This is a genomic window from Actinomycetota bacterium (assembly GCA_016700055.1).
Lineage (GTDB): Bacteria > Actinomycetota > Acidimicrobiia > Acidimicrobiales > Ilumatobacteraceae > Kalu-18.
In genome coordinates this window covers 801,175-817,274 of sequence record CP064997.1, presented here as the reverse complement: position 1 = coordinate 817,274, position 16,100 = coordinate 801,175, and the positions used below count along the sequence as shown (strand labels likewise).

17 protein-coding genes are annotated in these 16,100 nt (G+C 71.2%); 8 read left to right on the top strand and 9 right to left on the bottom strand.

Annotated features, from left to right (window positions below; all coding sequences use genetic code 11):
* Window positions 1–10 precede the first annotated feature (10 nt).
* Both IPM43_03930 and IPM43_03925 read left to right on the top strand, forming a co-directional pair.
* Window positions 11–1,261, top strand: coding sequence for an MFS transporter (locus IPM43_03930; GenBank protein ID QQS25534.1), 1,251 nt, complete (start codon window positions 11–13; stop codon window positions 1,259–1,261).
* On the top strand, window positions 1,258–1,734 hold the full coding sequence (locus tag IPM43_03925) for a YbaK/EbsC family protein (GenBank protein ID QQS25533.1): 477 nt from the start codon (window positions 1,258–1,260) through the stop codon (window positions 1,732–1,734). Before IPM43_03930 ends, IPM43_03925 begins: the two co-directional genes overlap by 4 nt.
* 13 nt (window positions 1,735–1,747) lie before the next feature.
* Here IPM43_03925 and IPM43_03920 read toward each other — a convergent pair whose 3' ends face one another.
* Genes IPM43_03920 through sufC form a run of 3 tightly spaced genes read right to left on the bottom strand, consistent with a single transcriptional unit; the run spans window position 1,748 to window position 4,266 of the window.
* A complete protein-coding gene (locus IPM43_03920; GenBank protein ID QQS25532.1) occupies window positions 1,748–2,251 on the bottom strand; it encodes an SUF system NifU family Fe-S cluster assembly protein in 504 nt (167 codons plus the stop codon).
* A gap of 18 nt (window positions 2,252–2,269) precedes the next feature.
* A complete protein-coding gene (gene sufS / locus IPM43_03915; protein ID QQS25531.1) occupies window positions 2,270–3,502 on the bottom strand; it encodes a SufS family cysteine desulfurase in 1,233 nt (410 codons plus the stop codon).
* A gap of 5 nt (window positions 3,503–3,507) precedes the next feature.
* On the bottom strand, window positions 3,508–4,266 hold the full coding sequence (gene sufC, locus IPM43_03910; GenBank protein ID QQS25530.1) for a Fe-S cluster assembly ATPase SufC: 759 nt from the start codon (window positions 4,264–4,266) through the stop codon (window positions 3,508–3,510).
* A 102-nt stretch (window positions 4,267–4,368) separates the two neighbouring features.
* On the opposite strand from sufC, the gene IPM43_03905 reads away from it, so the two are divergent.
* Window positions 4,369–5,304 carry a flippase-like domain-containing protein gene (locus tag IPM43_03905; GenBank protein QQS25529.1) on the top strand — a complete coding sequence of 312 codons (936 nt, stop codon included), beginning with the start codon at window positions 4,369–4,371 and terminating at the stop codon, window positions 5,302–5,304.
* Window positions 5,305–5,344: 40 nt separating this feature from the next.
* The gene (locus tag IPM43_03900; protein ID QQS25528.1) at window positions 5,345–6,202 is read left to right on the top strand and encodes a crotonase/enoyl-CoA hydratase family protein; all 858 of its coding nucleotides are present in this window, start codon (window positions 5,345–5,347) and stop codon (window positions 6,200–6,202) included.
* A 57-nt stretch (window positions 6,203–6,259) separates the two neighbouring features.
* On the opposite strand, the gene IPM43_03895 is transcribed toward IPM43_03900, so the two are convergent.
* From IPM43_03895 to IPM43_03880, 4 genes are read right to left on the bottom strand one after another with little or no spacing between them, the layout of a single operon-like run.
* Complete coding sequence (locus tag IPM43_03895; protein ID QQS25527.1) at window positions 6,260–7,237, bottom strand: fatty acid desaturase; 978 nt, start codon at window positions 7,235–7,237, stop codon at window positions 6,260–6,262.
* A gap of 3 nt (window positions 7,238–7,240) precedes the next feature.
* A complete protein-coding gene (locus IPM43_03890; protein QQS25526.1) occupies window positions 7,241–7,864 on the bottom strand; it encodes an MBL fold metallo-hydrolase in 624 nt (207 codons plus the stop codon).
* Between the two features lie 25 nt (window positions 7,865–7,889).
* Window positions 7,890–8,294, bottom strand: a complete 405-nt coding sequence (locus IPM43_03885; GenBank protein ID QQS25525.1) for a type II toxin-antitoxin system VapC family toxin — start codon at window positions 8,292–8,294, stop codon at window positions 7,890–7,892.
* Window positions 8,294–8,593, bottom strand: coding sequence for a type II toxin-antitoxin system prevent-host-death family antitoxin (locus tag IPM43_03880; protein ID QQS25524.1), 300 nt, complete (start codon window positions 8,591–8,593; stop codon window positions 8,294–8,296). The genes IPM43_03885 and IPM43_03880 overlap by 1 nt, the downstream gene beginning before the upstream one ends.
* Before the next feature lie 83 nt (window positions 8,594–8,676).
* On the opposite strand from IPM43_03880, the gene IPM43_03875 reads away from it, so the two are divergent.
* The gene (locus tag IPM43_03875; GenBank protein QQS25523.1) at window positions 8,677–9,792 is read left to right on the top strand and encodes an acyl-CoA/acyl-ACP dehydrogenase; all 1,116 of its coding nucleotides are present in this window, start codon (window positions 8,677–8,679) and stop codon (window positions 9,790–9,792) included.
* Between the two features lie 48 nt (window positions 9,793–9,840).
* Here IPM43_03875 and IPM43_03870 read toward each other — a convergent pair whose 3' ends face one another.
* The gene (locus IPM43_03870) at window positions 9,841–10,743 is read right to left on the bottom strand and encodes a methyltransferase domain-containing protein (protein QQS25522.1); all 903 of its coding nucleotides are present in this window, start codon (window positions 10,741–10,743) and stop codon (window positions 9,841–9,843) included.
* A 63-nt stretch (window positions 10,744–10,806) separates the two neighbouring features.
* Here IPM43_03870 and IPM43_03865 point away from each other — a divergent pair, with 63 nt between their 5' ends.
* Window positions 10,807–11,286, top strand: coding sequence for a hypothetical protein (locus tag IPM43_03865; protein ID QQS25521.1), 480 nt, complete (start codon window positions 10,807–10,809; stop codon window positions 11,284–11,286).
* Here the strand turns inward: IPM43_03865 and galE are convergent.
* Window positions 11,283–12,275 carry a UDP-glucose 4-epimerase GalE gene (gene galE, locus IPM43_03860; GenBank protein ID QQS25520.1) on the bottom strand — a complete coding sequence of 331 codons (993 nt, stop codon included), beginning with the start codon at window positions 12,273–12,275 and terminating at the stop codon, window positions 11,283–11,285. The two genes, IPM43_03865 and galE, sit on opposite strands and share 4 nt — an antisense overlap.
* A 95-nt stretch (window positions 12,276–12,370) precedes the next feature.
* Between galE and IPM43_03855 the strand changes: the two genes are divergently transcribed.
* Window positions 12,371–14,521: an acyltransferase gene (locus IPM43_03855; GenBank protein QQS25519.1), complete on the top strand. Its 2,151-nt coding sequence runs from the start codon at window positions 12,371–12,373 to the stop codon at window positions 14,519–14,521.
* 17 nt (window positions 14,522–14,538) lie between these two features.
* Window positions 14,539–16,092, top strand: coding sequence for a glycosyltransferase (locus IPM43_03850; protein ID QQS25518.1), 1,554 nt, complete (start codon window positions 14,539–14,541; stop codon window positions 16,090–16,092).
* Window positions 16,093–16,100 lie beyond the last annotated feature (8 nt).

Genomic DNA, 16,100 nt, shown 5'->3' with positions numbered 1-16,100 from the left:
CGCCCGCGCGATGCCGAGAGGTGACGATCGCTTTCCGGGGTGGCGTGTCGTCGCCGCGTGCTTCGTGGTGCTGTCGACAACGGCCGGGCTCGGCTTCTACGGCCTCGCCGTGTACCTCAACGCGTTCAGCAAGGAGCACGGCTGGGAGGTCGCCTCGATATCGCTCGCGACGACGCTGTTCTTCTGCGTCGCCGGTGTATCCGGCCTGGTCGTCGCGAGGTTGATCGCCCGCCACGACGCGCGCATCGTGGTGGTCGGCGGAGGTGTCGTCGGCGCTCTGGCGCTGGCCTTGCTCGGCCAGGTGGGCGAGCAGTGGCAGCTGTTCGTCGTGTACGCCGTGTTCGCGATGGGGTTCAGCGCCGCCGGCTTGGTGCCCGCTTCGACGGTCGTCACGCGCTGGTTCCACGTGCGGCGCTCGGTGGCGCTGTCGGTCGCCTCGACGGGCCTGTCGGTGGGCGGCATCCTGTTCACCCCGTTCGCCAAGTGGCTCCTCGACGAGCGCGGCCTCGCGAGCGGCACCGTATGGCTCGGGGTCATCTGGTTCCTCGGCACCGTGCCGATCACCGTCGCGCTGTTGCGGCCCGATCCCGCGGCTCTCGGGTGGCTCCCCGACGGCGTGCGAGCCGTCGACGGTGAGCCCGCGCTCGCCGTCCACGGCACGCCGTTCGACCAGGCGGTGCGAACGCGGTTCTTCTACGCCGTGACGTTCGGCTACGTGCTGGTGCTCGGCTCGCAGGTGGGCGCCATCCAGCAGCTCGTCAAGCTGATGGAGGAGCGCACCGGCCCCGGTGCGGCAACGCTCGCGACGACGTTCCTCGCCGGCACGTCCGTCGTCGCGCGGCTCGTCGGTGGTCGGGTGGCGATGCGTGTCGAGCTGATGCGGATCGCGGTGGTGCTTTCGGTGGTCCAGGCGATGGCGCTGGCGTCGATCGCGGTGCTCGAGGTGAAGGTCGGGCTGCTCGCCGCGATCGTGCTGTTCGGGGCGACGATCGGCAACATCTTGATGCTCCAGCCGCTGCTCGTGGCCGAACGCTTCGGCGTCCGTGACTATCCGAGGATCTTCAGCCGCTCCCAGTTCGTCACGATGCTCGGCACCGCGTCCGGCCCGTTGCTGCTCGGTTGGCTCCACGACGTCGCCGGCGGCTACCGCACTTCCTACCTCGTGGCTGCGGGCTGCTCGGTCACGGGCGCCGCGGTCCTCACGACGGGTGGCCCGGCCCGGGTGCCCGGGCGAGAGACCGATACTGTGGCGGCCCAGTGAGCGCCCCCCACCCGAACGTCGAGCGAGTCGTCCAGGCGGCACGAGAACGCGGCCTCGACATCGCGCCGAGGACGTTTCCCGACGGCACGAAGACGGCGGCCGACGCCGCGGCGGCGATCGGCGTAGAGGTCGGCCAGATCGTGAAGAGCCTGATCTTCGCCGTCGACGGTGAGGTCGTCCTCGCCTATGTCAGCGGGGCGAACCAGCTCGACGAGGCCAAGCTCGCGGCCGCCGCGGGCGGCACCACGTGCAGCCGCGTCGACGCCGACACCGTGCGGGCGGCGACGGGGTTCCCGATCGGCGGTGTGCCGCCCTTTGGCCTGGCCACCGAGCTGCGGGTGTTCGTCGACCCCGACCTGTTGCAGTGGCCCGAGGTGTGGGCCGCGGCGGGCACGTGGCACGACGTCTTCGGCATCGACCCCGGCGACCTGGTGCGGGTCAGTGCCGGCACGGTCGTCGACCTGCGCCGCTGACCAGAGCGCCCGTTCAGGAGTTGGTGTCGGCCTCGTTCAGCGCTTGGCGCAGCGTGTGCCAGGCGAGGGTGGCGCACTTGATGCGCACCGGGAACTTGACCACGCCCTGGAGCGCCTCGAGGTCGCCGAGCCCGACCGCGGCGCCGATCGTGTCGTTCGTCCTGTCGATCGTCGTGTCGTCGGTCGTGTCGTCGGTCGTGTCGTCGGTCGTGTCGTCGGTCGACATCATCGACAAGAACCGCCGAATGAGAGCACGCACCTGGCCGATCGGCTTGCCCTTCACCGCCTGGCTCATCATCGACGCCGAGCTCTGCGAGATGCTGCAGCCCTGACCGCTCACCTTCACGTCGTCGACCGTCTCGCCGTCGACCAGCAGGTAGATGGTGATCTCGTCGCCGCACAGCGGGTTGTGACCTTCGGCCATGACGGCCGGGGGCGTGGGCAGCTCACCGCGGTTGCGGGGTGTGCGGTAGTGGTCGAGGATGATCTCGCGGTACAGGTCTTCGAGGCCCGGCATGTGAGGTGGTGTCGCTCTCTAGAGGCCGAAGATGTCGCTTGCCCCGTCGAGGGCGTCGGCGAGGGCGTCGGCGTCGGCCTCGTCATTGTAGAGATAGAAGCTCGCGCGAGCGGTGGCCGCCGCGCCGAGGATGCGCATCAGCGGCTTCGCGCAGTGGTGCCCGGCGCGGACGTAGATGTTGGACTGGTCGAGCACCTGGCTCACGTCGTGAGGGTGGATGCCGCGAAACGCGAAGCTGAGCACCCCGCCGCGCACGTTCACGTCTCGCGGCCCGTGGATGGTGATGTCGTCGCCGTAGCGCGCGGTGAGCGTCTTCAGCGCGTATTCGGTGACCGTCATCTCGTGGCAGCGCAGCGCCGCCATGCCGATCGAGCCCAAGTAGTCGATCGCCGCTCCGAGGCCGATCGCCTCGGTGATCGGCGGGGTGCCCGCCTCGAACTTGGCCGGCAGCTCGGCACACGTGAACCCGTCCAGGCGGACGTCGGAGATCATGTTGCCGCCGCCGATGAAGGGTGGCATCGCGTCGAGCAACTCCTCACGGCCCCACAGCACGCCGATCCCCGACGGGCCGCAGAGCTTGTGGCTGCTGAACGCGACGAAGTCGGCGTCCCAGTCCCTCACGTCGGTGGCGTGGTGCGGCACGTACTGGCACGCGTCGACGACGGCGATGGCTCCGGCGTCGTGGGCGGCCCGCACGAGTTGGCGAACCGGGGTGATCGTGCCGAGCACGTTGCTCATCGCCGTGAACGACAGTACGGCCGCGCCGTCGAGCAGCCGATCGAGGTCGGAGAGGTCGAGTTGGCCGTCGTCGGTGAGCGGGATCCAGCGCAGCTCGAGGCCGCGCTCGGCCGCCAGCATGTGCCAGGGGACGATGTTCGCGTGGTGCTCCATGTGGGTCAGCACCACGGCGTCGCCAACACGCAGGTTCGCCCGCCCCCACGCCTGGACGACCAGGTTCAGCGACTCGGTGGCGTTCTTCGTGAACACGACCTCGTCCGCACGAGGCGCGTTGACGAAGCGCTGCACCTTGCGTCGGGCGCCTTCGTAGGCGTCGGTGGCCTCCGCCGCCAGCCGGTAAGCGCTGCGGTTGATCGGCGCGTACGAGTTCTCCATGAACCGGGTCATCGCGTCGATCACCTGGCGTGGCTTCTGCGCGGTGTTCGCCGAATCGAGGTAGACGATCCGCTTCCCGTCGATCTGGCGCGCCAGGATGGGGAAGTCGCGCTTCACGGCGGCGACGTCGATGGCCATCGCGATCAGCCCCGGAACGCCTCGTAGCCGCCGCGCTCAAGCTCCTCGGCAAGCTCCATCCCGCCGCTCGCGACGATGCGCCCGTCGATCATGACGTGCACCTTGTCGGGAGCCAGCTCGTCGAGCAAGCGCTGATAGTGGGTGATCAGCACCACGCCCATCTCCGGGCGGTCGACGCGCACCTCGCGGATGCCCTTCGCGACGATGCGCAGCGCGTCGATGTCGAGCCCGGAGTCGGTCTCGTCGAGCACGGCGAGGTCGGGTTCGAGGATCGCCATCTGCATCACCTCGTTGCGCTTCTTCTCACCGCCGGAGAAGCCCTCGTTCAGGTAGCGGTCGACGAAGGAGGAGTCCATGCCGAGGCGCGTCATCCACTCCATCGTCGCGAGGCGCAGCTCGAGCACGGAGAGGTCGATGCCCTTGCGCGCCGACTGGGCCTGACGCAGGAACTGGATCACCGATACGCCGGCGATCTCCTGGGGGTACTGGAACGCGAGGAACATGCCCGCCTTGGCCCGTACGTCGGTCGGCCAGTCGGTGATGTCGTCGCCCTTGAACCAGATTCGCCCGGCGGTCACCTCGTACTCGGGGGAGGCGACCAAGGTGCTGGCGAGCGTGCTCTTGCCCGAGCCGTTCGGGCCCATGATCGCGTGCACTTCCCCTGCTTGGACGGTGAGGTCGACGCCGCGCAGGATCTCGACCACCCCGGCGTTCGGGTCGGCCGGACGGGCGCGGAGACCCTCGACGCGAAACAGCTCGCTCACGGACGCGATCCTACGCGAACGGCTGGTCGATTAGCACTACGCGCATAGGAGAAATCGAGGTGCCGGTCCTGCCGCTGCCGGTGTCGGTACGGTCAACGACCGATGCTCCGCCGGGTGCGCCCCGTTCTCGCTGCCTTGCTGCTCGTGGCGTGCACGTGGGCGCTCGTCGCCCAGTGGAACGACGTGCGCCCCTACCTGGCGAGCATCGGCCCTGGCGCCTTCGCCGGTTCCCTCGCCGTCTCGATGGTCGGCGCGTGGTTCGGCTTCGCCGGCTGGCGCGTGCTGTTGAACGACGTCGGCGGCCAGCTCGGGGTGCGCGACGGGGTCGCCGTCCACTTCGCCGGCCAGCTCGGCAAGTACGTGCCAGGTGCCGTCTGGCCGGTGGTGACCCAGGCGACGCTCGGCCGTGACCGCGGCGTGCCGCGCTCGGTCACCGTTGCCGCATTCGTGCTGCAGATGCTCGTGACGCTCGCCGCGGGGATCGCGGTGGCTGCCGTGCTGTTGCCCTTCGGCGACGCAACGGCCCTCGCCGACAGGTGGTGGCTGCTCGCGCTCTTGCCCGTGGTCGTGGCCTCGTTGCATCCGGCGGTGCTCGGCAGGCTCGCCCGCCTGGCTGCGCGGGTGTTGCGCCGCCCCGAGGCGCCGCCGACGCCGAGTGCAGGCGCGATCGCCTGGGCAGGTGTGCTGACCGTGATCAGCTTCGCGTTGTTCGGCGTCCATCTGCTGCTGCTGGTGCAACCGATGCATCCCGACGGCGACCGCGTGCTGGTGCAGGTGACCGGCGCGTTCGCCCTGGCCTGGGCGGTCGGCTTCGTGGTGATCATCACCCCGGCCGGGCTCGGGGTGAGGGAGGTGGCGATGACCGTCGCGCTCTCGGCGGTGCTGCCGAGCGGCGCCGCGACGGCCGTGGCGCTGTCGTCACGCCTCGTCCTGACGGCCACCGACCTGGTGTGGGGTGCGGTCAGCATGGCCCTCCTCGCGAACGACCGACGTCGCCGGGCGCAACCCAGCGTTCTCGGTCGGATCCGTGACACATAGCGCGACTCATCCGACCGAGAACTTCCTAGGATCGACGGGCATGGGGGATGCAGTGCGCGAAGAGACGCATGGGCGGGTGCGGCGGCTGACCCTTTGCCGCCCGGAGGCGTACAACACCATCACCCCGGCGTTGCGCGACGAGCTCGCCGCCGCGCTCGACACCGCCCAGCGAGACGGCGACGTGTCGGTGATCCTGCTCGACGCCGAGGGCCCGGCGTTCTGCGCCGGCTACGGCCTCGACTGGTCGACGAGCGCGCAGGCCACGGAGGACAGCCGCGATGACCGGGTGTGGGACTCGGTGCGCGACCAGCACATGATCGGCCAGTTCGCCGACACCTGGGCCAAGCTCCACACCAGCTCCAAGCCGACCGTTGCCGCAGTCCAGGGCTGGTGCATCGCCGGCGGGACGAACATCGTGTTCAACGCCCACATGATCGTGGCCGCGGAGTCCGCCCGCTTCGGGTACCCGCCGGCGCGGGTCTGGGGCATCCCCGAAGCGCCGTGGACCTGGGTCGCTAAGCTCGGGCTGCAGAACGCCCGGCGCTACATGCTCACCGGCGACGAGTTCACCGCGGCCGAGGCAGAAGCGATGGGCGCGGTGCTCGAGGTCGTGCCCGACGACGAGCTGGCCGAGCGGGCGATGGCGCTCGCCCAGCGCATCGCCCTCGTCCCTCTCGACCAGCTCGAGATGGTGACGTGGGCGCTGAACGCCGTCGCCGACGAGCAGTTCGATCCGCCGTCGTCACGCCGGCTCGGCACCTTCTTCGACGGCGTCGCCCGCCACACCCAAGTTGGCCTCGACTTCGTGAAGCGCAGCAACGAGGTCGGCTTCCGGGAGGCCGTGCGCGAACGGGACCGGCCCTTCGGCGACTACGGCGAGCGCCGGCGCACCGACTGATCGGCACTCGGTCCGGGGTCGCCGCGACCGCCGCGACCGCCGCGACCGCCGCCTTGCTCAGCCGGCGCGCAACGCCCGCCAGATGGCCGGGTAGCTCGCGTACTCCAGCCCGGGGGTGACGTAGCCGGATTCGACCATCGCCCGGTGGTAGCGGGGCAGGTTGCGGAACGGCACGCCGGCGTCGACGTGGTGCGCCAGGTGCCAGCCGATGTGGTACGGCACGAGCCAGAAGCGAGCCGCCCAGTGCTGGCGCACCGAGTGTGTGGTCTCCCGGCGCTCCTTCGACGCGTGCAGCCCGCCGTGCTCGGCGATCGAGCGCAGCCGGTTGATCACCCGCCACACCGTCAGGTACGGCAGCAGCCAGAGCAGCGGGTACACCAAGGGGTAGCCGGCCAGGATCGACGCCGCGAGGAGCACCGCCTGCACGCCGAGGATCTTCCACTGGGTGTGGCGGATCTTCGCGCTGGTCGAGCGCAGCCCCCGCAGCTGCTCGCGCATCAGCTTCAGCCCGGTCCGGCCGGTGGCGTCGCGCCACAGCTTGCGCCTCATGCTGGCGCGGCTGATCGGGTAGCCGATGTACAGCGGGATGTCGGGCTCGTCGGGGCCGAACTCCTCGCGGTGGTGGGCCATGTGGACCCGCCTGTACCCGTCGGTGTTCGTGAACGCGGGGTAGCCGAGCAGCCACCGGCCGACGAAGTCGTTGGCGCCGCGGTGGGCGAACAGCAGGCGGTGGGCGGCCTCGTGCATCAGCGACGCGAACTGGGCGTGGGTTCGGCCCATCAACAAGAACGCGAACGGCCAGCTCCACGGGCCGAACCGCACCGCGAACCAGATCACGAGGCCGGTCTGCGCGTACAGCAGCACCACCGACGCCGCGTTGGGCAGTGTCGGGATGCGGCGCAACTCGTCGCGGAACTCGCTCTGGGGCCGCCCGTCGGGGCGGACGAGGGCTGTCGCGCGCCCGGGCACCAGCAGCTCCGGGGGCGGCACCATCGCGCCGAGGCCGGCAACGGGGGCGGTCGACGGCTCAGCCACGGTTCACCAGCCTCGGTCCACCCACTCCTGCAGATGCGGACGCTCCTGGCCGATCGTGGTGTCCACGCCATGGCCGGGCATGACGATCGTGTCGGCGGGAAGCGTGAACAGACGCTGGTCGAGGGAGGCGATGATGGTCGCGAAGTCGCCGCCCTCGAAACCGGTGGCACCCGGGCCGCCCGGGAACAGCGTGTCGCCGGAGAACAGCAGCGGGCGGCCCTCCACCTTGAACGAGATCGAACCCGGGGTGTGGCCCGGGTTGTGGATCGCGTGCAGCCGCAGCCGCCCGACCTCGATCACCTCGGCGTCGTCGATCAGCACGTCGTAGCCCTGGGCGGCCAGCATCGGGGCGTCGGCCGCCGTGACGGCCACTTCGTACCCCGCCTCGCGCATCGCCGGCACGGCCTGGATGTGATCCCAGTGACCGTGGGTCTCGAGCACGCGGCGCACGCCGAGGCGCTGGCAGAGGGCGAGCAGCTTCTCGTGCTCGTTGGCGGCGTCGATGAGTACCGCCTCGCCGGTGTCACGGCAGCGGACGACGAAGACGTTGTTGTCGAGCGACCCGACCACCAGACGGTGCACCTCGAGCGCGGAGTCGGCGTAGTGCAGCGTCGTCATGTCTGCCATTCTCGCACCGCCGGGCGCCGGATCGTCACGCCGAGACGACGTCGAAGCCGAGCGCCAGGGCAACCGGGATCTGTGCCGGGTCGAACGTGGCGAAGCGCACCGGCCGCGGCAATCGATCGGCGGCGGCGAGATGGAGCGCGTCGGCGAGGCGCACCGGCTGGGCTCTCGCGAGCGACGCCGCGCGGTCGAGGCACGTCTGGTCGAGAGGCACCACCGCCACCCGGTCCCAGAGCAGGCGCAGTTCGTCCTCGATGTCATCGCGCAGGACGGGCTCGTCGGTCAGGCGGTCGACCAGCACCAGCGCCTCGGTCAGCGCCAGCGCGCACGCGCACCAGTGCGGCTCCGCGGCCAGCGCGTCGAGCACGATCCGGCGGTTGGCGCCCTCCACGACTGCAGCCACGAGCGCGCTCGTGTCGAGGGCGAGCGTCATCAGCGGAGCTCCGCCAGCAGCCGGTCGACACGTGCCCCGGCCCAGATCGGCACGGCAGGCGACGGTCGGTAGCCGCCGGTGCGGCGCGGGGCGACGACGAGGCCGCCGGCGACGAGGTCGGCCAGGCGCTGCTGGCCGGCGACACCGGCGAGCGGCCCGAGCTGGGCGGCTGGTCGTCCGTCGACGGTGATCACCACGTGGGCGCCCGCGCCGGCGCGGCGCACGGCCGCGGCGAGCTCTTGGCGGAGCTGGCGCACGCCGATCGTCGCCATGTCGCCGGTTTCGTCGATCGACCCCATCGAACGTCATCATAAGCCACGGGTACACCGGTGTACACAGACTCGTTTGCGAGCGATCCGGGCGCTCGGGCACCATGGATCCCATGAACTTTGCCTTCAGCGAGGAACAAGAAGAGCTCCGCAAGACCGTCCGTGCGTTCCTCGAGGCGAAGAGCCCCGAGACCGCGGTTCGTGAGCAGATGGACACCGAGGCCGGTTTCGACTCCGCGGTGTGGTCCCAGATGGGCGAGCAGATGGGCCTGCAGGGCCTGCACATCCCCGAGGAGTTCGGCGGCTCGGGCTACAGCTACGTCGAGCTCGGCGTCGTGCTCGAGGAGATGGGTCGGGCGCTGCTGTGCGCTCCCTACTTCTCCACGGTGGTGCTCGCCGCCAACACGCTGATCCACTCCGGCGACGACGCGGCCAAGGCGAAGTACCTGCCCGGCATCGCCTCCGGCGAGACGGTCGCCACCCTCGCGTTCACCGAGCCCTCCGGCAAGTGGGACGAGAGCGGGATCACGATGGAGGCGAAGTCGTCCGGCGACGGCTGGACGCTCTCGGGCACGAAGATGTTCGTGCTCGACGGGCACACCGCGAACCTGATCCTCGTCGCGGCGAAGACCGGCAAGGGGACGAGCCTATTCGCGGTGTCGAGCGACGCCGCCGGCCTCACCCGCACCCCGCTCTCGACGATGGACCAGACGCGCAAGCAGGCCAAGCTCGAGTTCGCGAACACCCCGGCCGAGTTGATCGGCACCGAGGGTGAGGGCTGGAACGTGCTCTCGACGGTGCTCGACCTCGCCGCCGTCGGCCTTGCCGCCGAGCAGGTCGGCGGGGCGCAGAAGGTGCTCGAGATGGCGGTCGAGTACGCGAAGGTGCGCGTGCAGTTCGGCCGCCCGATCGGATCGTTCCAGGCGATCAAGCACAAGTGCGCCGACATGTTGCTCGAGGTGGAGTCCGCGAAGTCGGCGGCCTACTACGGCATGTGGTGTGCGAGCGAGATGAACGACGAGCTCGCCTCGGTGGCCTCGCTCGCGAAGGCGTACTGCTCAGAGGCCTACTTCCACGCCACGGCGGAGAACATCCAGATCCACGGTGGCATCGGCTTCACCTGGGAGCACCCCGCCCACCTGTACTTCAAGCGGGCGAAGTCGTCTGAGCTGCTGTTCGGCGACCCCACCTACCACCGCGAGCTGCTCGCGCAGCGCATCGGCATCTGACCAAGCGTCCGCGGCGGCGATCGCCGCGCATTATCGACGACGTTCGAGTCAGACAGAACAGCGGAAGACCGCGCGGCCGCTGCGTGGCGGGCCTTCCGGCGTCGGACGCCCGGTGAGGTGCTCCACCAGGTCCGGGCTCCACGTCGCGAGGTGCTCGACGCGACTGAAGCCGGCGTCGATGGCGAGGCCCTCGACCGCGGCGAGGTTGGGTCCGAAGTGGTTCGTCGGATCGCCGTTCAGATAGGCGCCGGGGTAGTAGGCGAGCGCGGGGCGGTCGATGTCGAGCAGGTCGACGACCGTCTCGACGAGCGCGTGGCCCTTCGTCACCGAACGCACCCGGCGCATGTACCCGAGCGGGTCGGGGGCGTGGTAGAGCACCCCGAAGAACAGCACCACGTCGAAAGGACCTCCGGTCGCCTCCGGCGACAGGTCCTCCACGGCGATCGTCTGCTCGCGCACGGCGAGCCCGGTGGCTTCGAGAACGATGTGGAAGTTGCCGTACGCGTCCTCGCCGGGGAACAGCCACGAGAACGAGTCGGTGGCGAGCACGTCGCCGCCACGCCGGGCCGACTCCAGGGCGAAGAAGCCGTCGTAGGTGCCGATGTCGAGCACGCTCATCCCGTCGAGGCGTTCGGGGAGGCCGATGATCTTGAGCTTCTCCAGAGTCGGGTCGTAGCCCTCGAGGCGCCACTGCTCACCGGTGGCCGGGTCCGCGAACTCGAACGTGTGGAACCACCGCCGCCCCTGGGCCCGCCTGCGCACCTCGTCGATGCTCTGACCAGGCGCGAGGGGGAACGGTACGAACGGAGCAGGCGGGTGGCCGCCGGCCGGCTCGTCGGCCGCGTCGCGCCCGGCGGGGGAGCGGGGGGCGAGCCGGTGCTCGACGCGCTCCGCGCCCACCCGCGTCGCGCGCACCGCCTTGTAAGCCCACTGCTGCATCTCCTCGCGCACGGGGCGACGCTACCCGCGAGGGCCCGGCGGCTACGCAAGGGCGCGCGGCTAGCGTCATCTCCCGTGGAGGCGGTGACGTGGGTCTTCGTGGTGCTCGCCGGGATCGCCGTGGTGTCGATCGCGGCCGTCACCATCGGGCGCGAAGCACGCCGGCTCGACGCCGTCGCCCCCCGCGCCGTCTACCAGCCGGACCAGGCGATCGCGTTCGTCGTCGAGCGGCTGCCCGCGGCGACGCAGGCGAGGCTGACCCCCGGCGAGCTGGAAGAGCTCTTGTTGTTGCACCTGCGCTGGCTCCACGAGCGGGGCCTGCAGCCCGACGACGTGATCGATCGGCCCCAGGACATCGACGTGCCTGTCGTCGTCGCCGAGGACGCCCTCGTCGGCTACCTGCTCGGCGAGGCCGAGCGCCACGGGGTGGAGCTGCTCGACGACGTCGACGTGGTGAACGTCGTCGACGCGCACCTCGCCTACTTCGACGCGATCGGCGCCGTCGGTCCGGCCGCCGACGACCCCGACGCCACGCTCCCCGACGCCGCGCTCTAGGAGCCCGAGCCCTCGTACCCGCGAGGGTGCGACGAGTGCCATGCCCAGGCCGTGGCGAGGATCTCGTCCAGGCCACGGCTGGCCTTCCACCCGAGCACTTCGTGCACGCGGCCCGGGTCCGCGTAGACCGCCACGGGGTCTCCCGCGCGGCGCCCGACGATCTCGTGGGGGACCGACCTCGCGCTCAGGCGCTCGGTCTCGTTGATCACGTCGAGCACGGAGCTGCCGACGCCGGTGCCGACGTTGAGGGCTTCGCTGGCCCCACCGCGCTCGAGGTGATCGAGGGCCCGGACATGAGCGTCTGCCAGGTCGTCGACGTGGATGTAGTCGCGGATGCAGGTGCCGTCGGGGGTCGGGTAGTCGTCGCCGAACACCTGCACCGGGTCGCGCTGGCCGAGCGCGGCCTTCATCACCACCGGCACCAGGTTCAGCGAGTGCGTCCAGTCTTCCCCGATCAGCGCGTCGGAGCTGGCCCCAGCGGCGTTGAAGTAGCGCAGGCTCACCGAGCGCAGCGCAGACGTCGCGTCGTACCAGCGCAGCACGCGCTCCATGGAGGCCTTCGACTCGGCGTAGACGCTCTCGGGCCGCACGGGCGCGTCTTCGGTGACCGGCACCTGCGCGGGGGTGCCGTAGACCGAGCACGACGAGGAGAACACCAGGCGGTCGACCCCTGCGCGCAGCAGCGCCTCTACCAGGTGCACGGTGCCGGCGACGTTGTTCAGCCAGTACTTGCCGGGCGACTGCATGGATTCGCCGACGTTCTTGTAGGCGGCGAAGTGGATGCACGAGTCGACCCCGTGGTCCGCGCAGAGCCGCGCGACGAGTGGCTCGTCGGCCACGTCACCGACGACGAGCGGGGTGTCGAGCACCGCTGCCCGGTGACCCAGCTCGAGTGTGTCGAGCACGACCACGTCGCGTCCTTGCTCGCGCATGGCCCGCACCGTGTGCGAGCCGATGTACCCCGCGCCGCCGGTCACCAGCGTGGTCACGGTCGTCCTCCTTCACCCGAGAGCGGCGTTGCCGGCCTGGCGGACGCCCGGCGTCCTAGCCTACGCGGGCACTCCGTGCGCATTGCCGAAGGCCTATGGATCACGTCGTCGCCGACACACCCGCCGCGTTCCGCGAGGACGACGAGCTCGCCGACCGCCACCCGGCGGCAGCGCCTCCACCGCGCCCGCACCGCGCCGACATCGACGGGCTGCGCGCGGTGTCGATCCTGCTCGTCGTCGGGTACCACGCCGGGCTCAGCTGGCTGCCGGGAGGTTTCGTCGGCGTCGACGTCTTCTTCGTGCTCTCCGGCTTCTTGATCACCGGGTTGTTGCTGGCCGAGCTGGCGGCGACGGATCGGATCGCACTCGGGCAGTTCTTCGCCCGGCGGGCGCGCCGGCTGCTGCCGCTCTCGACCCTGGTGCTCGTGGCGACGCTGCTCGCCGGGATGGTGCTGCTGCCGCCGCTCGCCCGGGCAGGCCTGGTACGCGACGCAAGGGCCGCGGCGCTCTACGTGGCGAACTGGCGCTTCGCCGGCCAGGCGACGGCGTACTCCGACGCCGAGGTCACCGACAGCCTGCTCGTGCACTACTGGTCGCTCTCGATCGAGGAGCAGTTCTACGCGCTCTGGCCGGCCCTGATCATCGCCGTGGCCTGGTTCGCCGGCCGCCGTGCACCTCGGCGCCGGCAGCTGCACGCACTGTTGGCGTTTGCGATCGGAGTCGTCGTCGTGGTCTCGCTTGCCGCGTCGTGGAGCTCGACCTCTCGTCTCGGCCCCGAGGCCTACTTCGTGACCCACACCCGGCTGTGGGAGCTCGGCGTCGGAGCGGGCCTCGCGCTCGCCGTACCTCTTGCCCGCCGGCTGCCGCGGCTGGCCGCCGACGTGCTGGCCGGTGCGGGCCTCGCCGCCGTCGTGTACGCCGCCACCAGGTTCGGCGCCGGCACCGCCTTCCCCGGTCGCGCCGCGCTGGTGCCCGTGCTCGGCTGCGCGGCCGTGGTCATCGCCGCCGCCCACCGCCAGACGGTGGTCTCGCGGGTGCTCGGCTCGAGACCGCTGCCGCTGCTCGGCCGGCTCTCGTATGCCTGGTACCTGTGGCATTGGCCGGCGATCGGCATCGCTTTGCTGTGGAACGACCGCCACGGCGCGCCGTTCAGCGCCGGGGTGGTGACCGCCGTCGCTGTCGTCGCTTCGCTCGGGCTCGCCGCGGCCTCTCACGTCGTCGTCGAACAACCGTTGCGCTACGCGGCCTTGCTCCGCGATGCCCCGTGGCGCAGCCTGGTGCTCGGCCTCGCCCTCTCGTCGCTGCCGATCCTGCTCGGAATCGGCGCCCTGCGCGTCGTCGACGGCGGCGACATCGCCGTCGCCACCCCTGTCGTGGCCGAGGGAGTCGTGGCCGAGGGAGTCGTGGCCGAGCAAGCCGTCGCGCCGATGACGCCCGCGCAGGCGAGGGACGACATCGTCACCGTCGGGCCGGTCGAGCGGTGCAGCGCGCAGCTCGCCGACGTCGCGGTCCCGCCCGATTGCGTATACGGCGATCCGGCAGGATCCGTGACCGTGGCCGTCGTCGGCGACAGCCATGCGCAGCAGTGGCTGCCGGCGCTGGACGCGGCCGGGACGGAGAACGGCTGGCGCGTGCTCGGCTGGACGAAGAGCGCGTGCACGATGTTCGACGTCACCCTCTGGAGCAAGCGCCTGGAGCGCCGCTACGACGAGTGCGGCACCTGGCGGGCGAGCGTCTTGGACCAGCTCCGCCGCGCCGCGCCGATCGATCTCCTGGTGATGACGAACACCTACTCGTACCGCGATGTGCTCGACGACGGGAACGGCCACCGGTTGGAAGACCCGGCCCGGGCAGACGTGCTGTGGCAGCAGGCCGCGCAGCGGTCGTTCGCCGAGCTCCTCGGCGTGGCCCGCAAGGTGGTGCGCCTGGAGGACACCCCGTGGCCGACCGACGACGTGCCGACATGCCTCTCCGCGCAGCCGGGCTCGCCGAGCGCCTGCGGGTTCGACACCGCAGCACGCAGCAACCTCGACCGCGAGCTGATCGCTCTCGAGGCGGCAGTCGCGCCCGACGGGGTGCGCTTCCTCGACCTCGGTGCCGATGTCTGCCCCGCGCAGTGGTGTGAGGTGGTCGACGAGCGCGGCGTGGTCGTGTTTCGCGACCAGCATCACCTCACGCAGACGTTCTCCCGGTCGCTGGCAGGGGTGGTCGGCGGGGAGCTCGCCAGCCTGCTGCCCGACGGGTGAAGCTCTACGCTCGCCGCGTGCTCCGCAGCCGACCACGCCGGACAGCCCCTGCCCCGGGGCTCGTCGACGTCGACCTGCTCTACGTGTCCGACCTGCGGTTCCCCGGGGGCACCTCGACGAGCCTCGTCGAAGAGCTCGACGCTTCGCTCGCGGCGGGCTACAGCGTGGCGCTGCTCCACCTGCAGTCGACGAGCCTGTCCGCTGAGCGGCCCTTCCATCCCGCGCTGCAGGGGCTGGTCGACGACGGCCGGGTCGCGCTGCTGGTACCGGGCCGCGGCACCCGGGCACGGCTCGTGGTGGTCAAGCACCCGACGGTGATGGCGCGCTCTCTCGGCGGGCGCCTGCCGGTCGACGCGGAGAGGGTGGTCGTGGCCGCCGGGCAGGTGCCCGTGGACCCGGACGGCACCGTGCACTACCACCCGGCGACGGTCGACGCGAACGTCGTCGAGGCGCTCGGGCATCGGCCGACGTGGGCCCCGGTCGGCCCCGAGGTGCGGGCCCGCCTGGCAGCAGCCGCCGAGCTCGGCGGCATCGAGCTCTCCGCCGACGACTGGGTCGAGGTGATCGACACCACGAGCTGGTCCGTCGATCGTCGTCGCTCCCGCAGTGGCGGCCCGGTGATCGGCAGGCACAGCCGGCCGAGCCCGCTGAAGTGGCCGGCGACGGCGGAGGAGCTGCTGGCGGCCTACCCCGACGAGCCCCCCGGACCGGGGGCTGTGCGCGTACGGGTGCTCGGCGGGTCCGCCGGCGTGGCGGAGGTGCTCGGGCGAGAACCTGCCCACTGGCAGGTGCTGGAGTTCGGGGCGATGCCCGCGCGGGAGTTCCTCTCCGGGATCGACGTGTACGTCTACTTCCACCACCCCGACATGGTGGAAGCGTTCGGGCGGGGCATCTTGGAGGCGCTCGCGAGCGGCGCCGTCGTGGTGCTGGCGGAGCACTTCCGCTCGCTGTTCGGCGATGCGTGCATCTACGCCGTGCCGGCCGACGTGCGGCGCATCGTGGTCGACCTGCACGCCGACCACGATGCGTACCTCGCCCAGTCCGAGCGAGGCAGGCGCGTCGTCGAACAGCGCTTCTCCCACGCCGCCCACGTCGCCCGGCTGCAGTCGCTGATCGGTCCGCCGGCCGGCGGTTCTCGGCCCGTCGCGGCAGGCACCGCGCCGTCGGCAGGCGTCGCCATCGCTCCGGGATGGGCGGCGCAGCTGCAGGTGGTGCTGGTCGTCGGGTTGGAGGCCTCGCCCCGCCAGGTCGAGCAGGCGGTGCGCCGGCTCGGTGAGCTGCGCGACCGCTCGGGCACCTTCGTCCCCGTCGTCGCGGCCACCATGGCCCCGCCGCCGATCGCGGCCGAACTCGGCGTCGAGTTCGAGACGGTCACCAGCCGTGCCAACTGGAAGGGAGCAGCCGACCGCTGGCCCGAATACGCGCAGCGCCGCGTGCGGGGCATCGCGCGCACCCACGGCGCGCGCAGCATCGTCCCCCTCGACCTCGCGCATCCGGATTCGCGTCTCGTGCTCGGTGTGCGCCTGCCGCTCGCCGGCACGCATCAAGACGACTCCGCGACCGGGCGGTAGGTTGCCCG

What these genes read in the sequence shown, in the direction of transcription:
- IPM43_03930 (QQS25534.1), top strand. Translation starts at nt 11, where the DNA reads ATGCCGAGAGGTGACGATCGCTTTCCGGGGTGGCGTGTCGTCGCCGCG.
- IPM43_03920 (QQS25532.1), bottom strand. Translation starts at nt 2,251, where the DNA reads ATGCCGGGCCTCGAAGACCTGTACCGCGAGATCATCCTCGACCACTAC.
- sufS (QQS25531.1), bottom strand. Translation starts at nt 3,502, where the DNA reads ATGGCCATCGACGTCGCCGCCGTGAAGCGCGACTTCCCCATCCTGGCG.
- IPM43_03905 (QQS25529.1), top strand. Translation starts at nt 4,369, where the DNA reads ATGCTCCGCCGGGTGCGCCCCGTTCTCGCTGCCTTGCTGCTCGTGGCG.
- IPM43_03900 (QQS25528.1), top strand. Translation starts at nt 5,345, where the DNA reads ATGGGGGATGCAGTGCGCGAAGAGACGCATGGGCGGGTGCGGCGGCTG.
- IPM43_03890 (QQS25526.1), bottom strand. Translation starts at nt 7,864, where the DNA reads ATGGCAGACATGACGACGCTGCACTACGCCGACTCCGCGCTCGAGGTG.
- IPM43_03885 (QQS25525.1), bottom strand. Translation starts at nt 8,294, where the DNA reads ATGACGCTCGCCCTCGACACGAGCGCGCTCGTGGCTGCAGTCGTGGAG.
- IPM43_03880 (QQS25524.1), bottom strand. Translation starts at nt 8,593, where the DNA reads ATGGGGTCGATCGACGAAACCGGCGACATGGCGACGATCGGCGTGCGC.
- IPM43_03875 (QQS25523.1), top strand. Translation starts at nt 8,677, where the DNA reads ATGAACTTTGCCTTCAGCGAGGAACAAGAAGAGCTCCGCAAGACCGTC.
- IPM43_03855 (QQS25519.1), top strand. Translation starts at nt 12,371, where the DNA reads ATGGATCACGTCGTCGCCGACACACCCGCCGCGTTCCGCGAGGACGAC.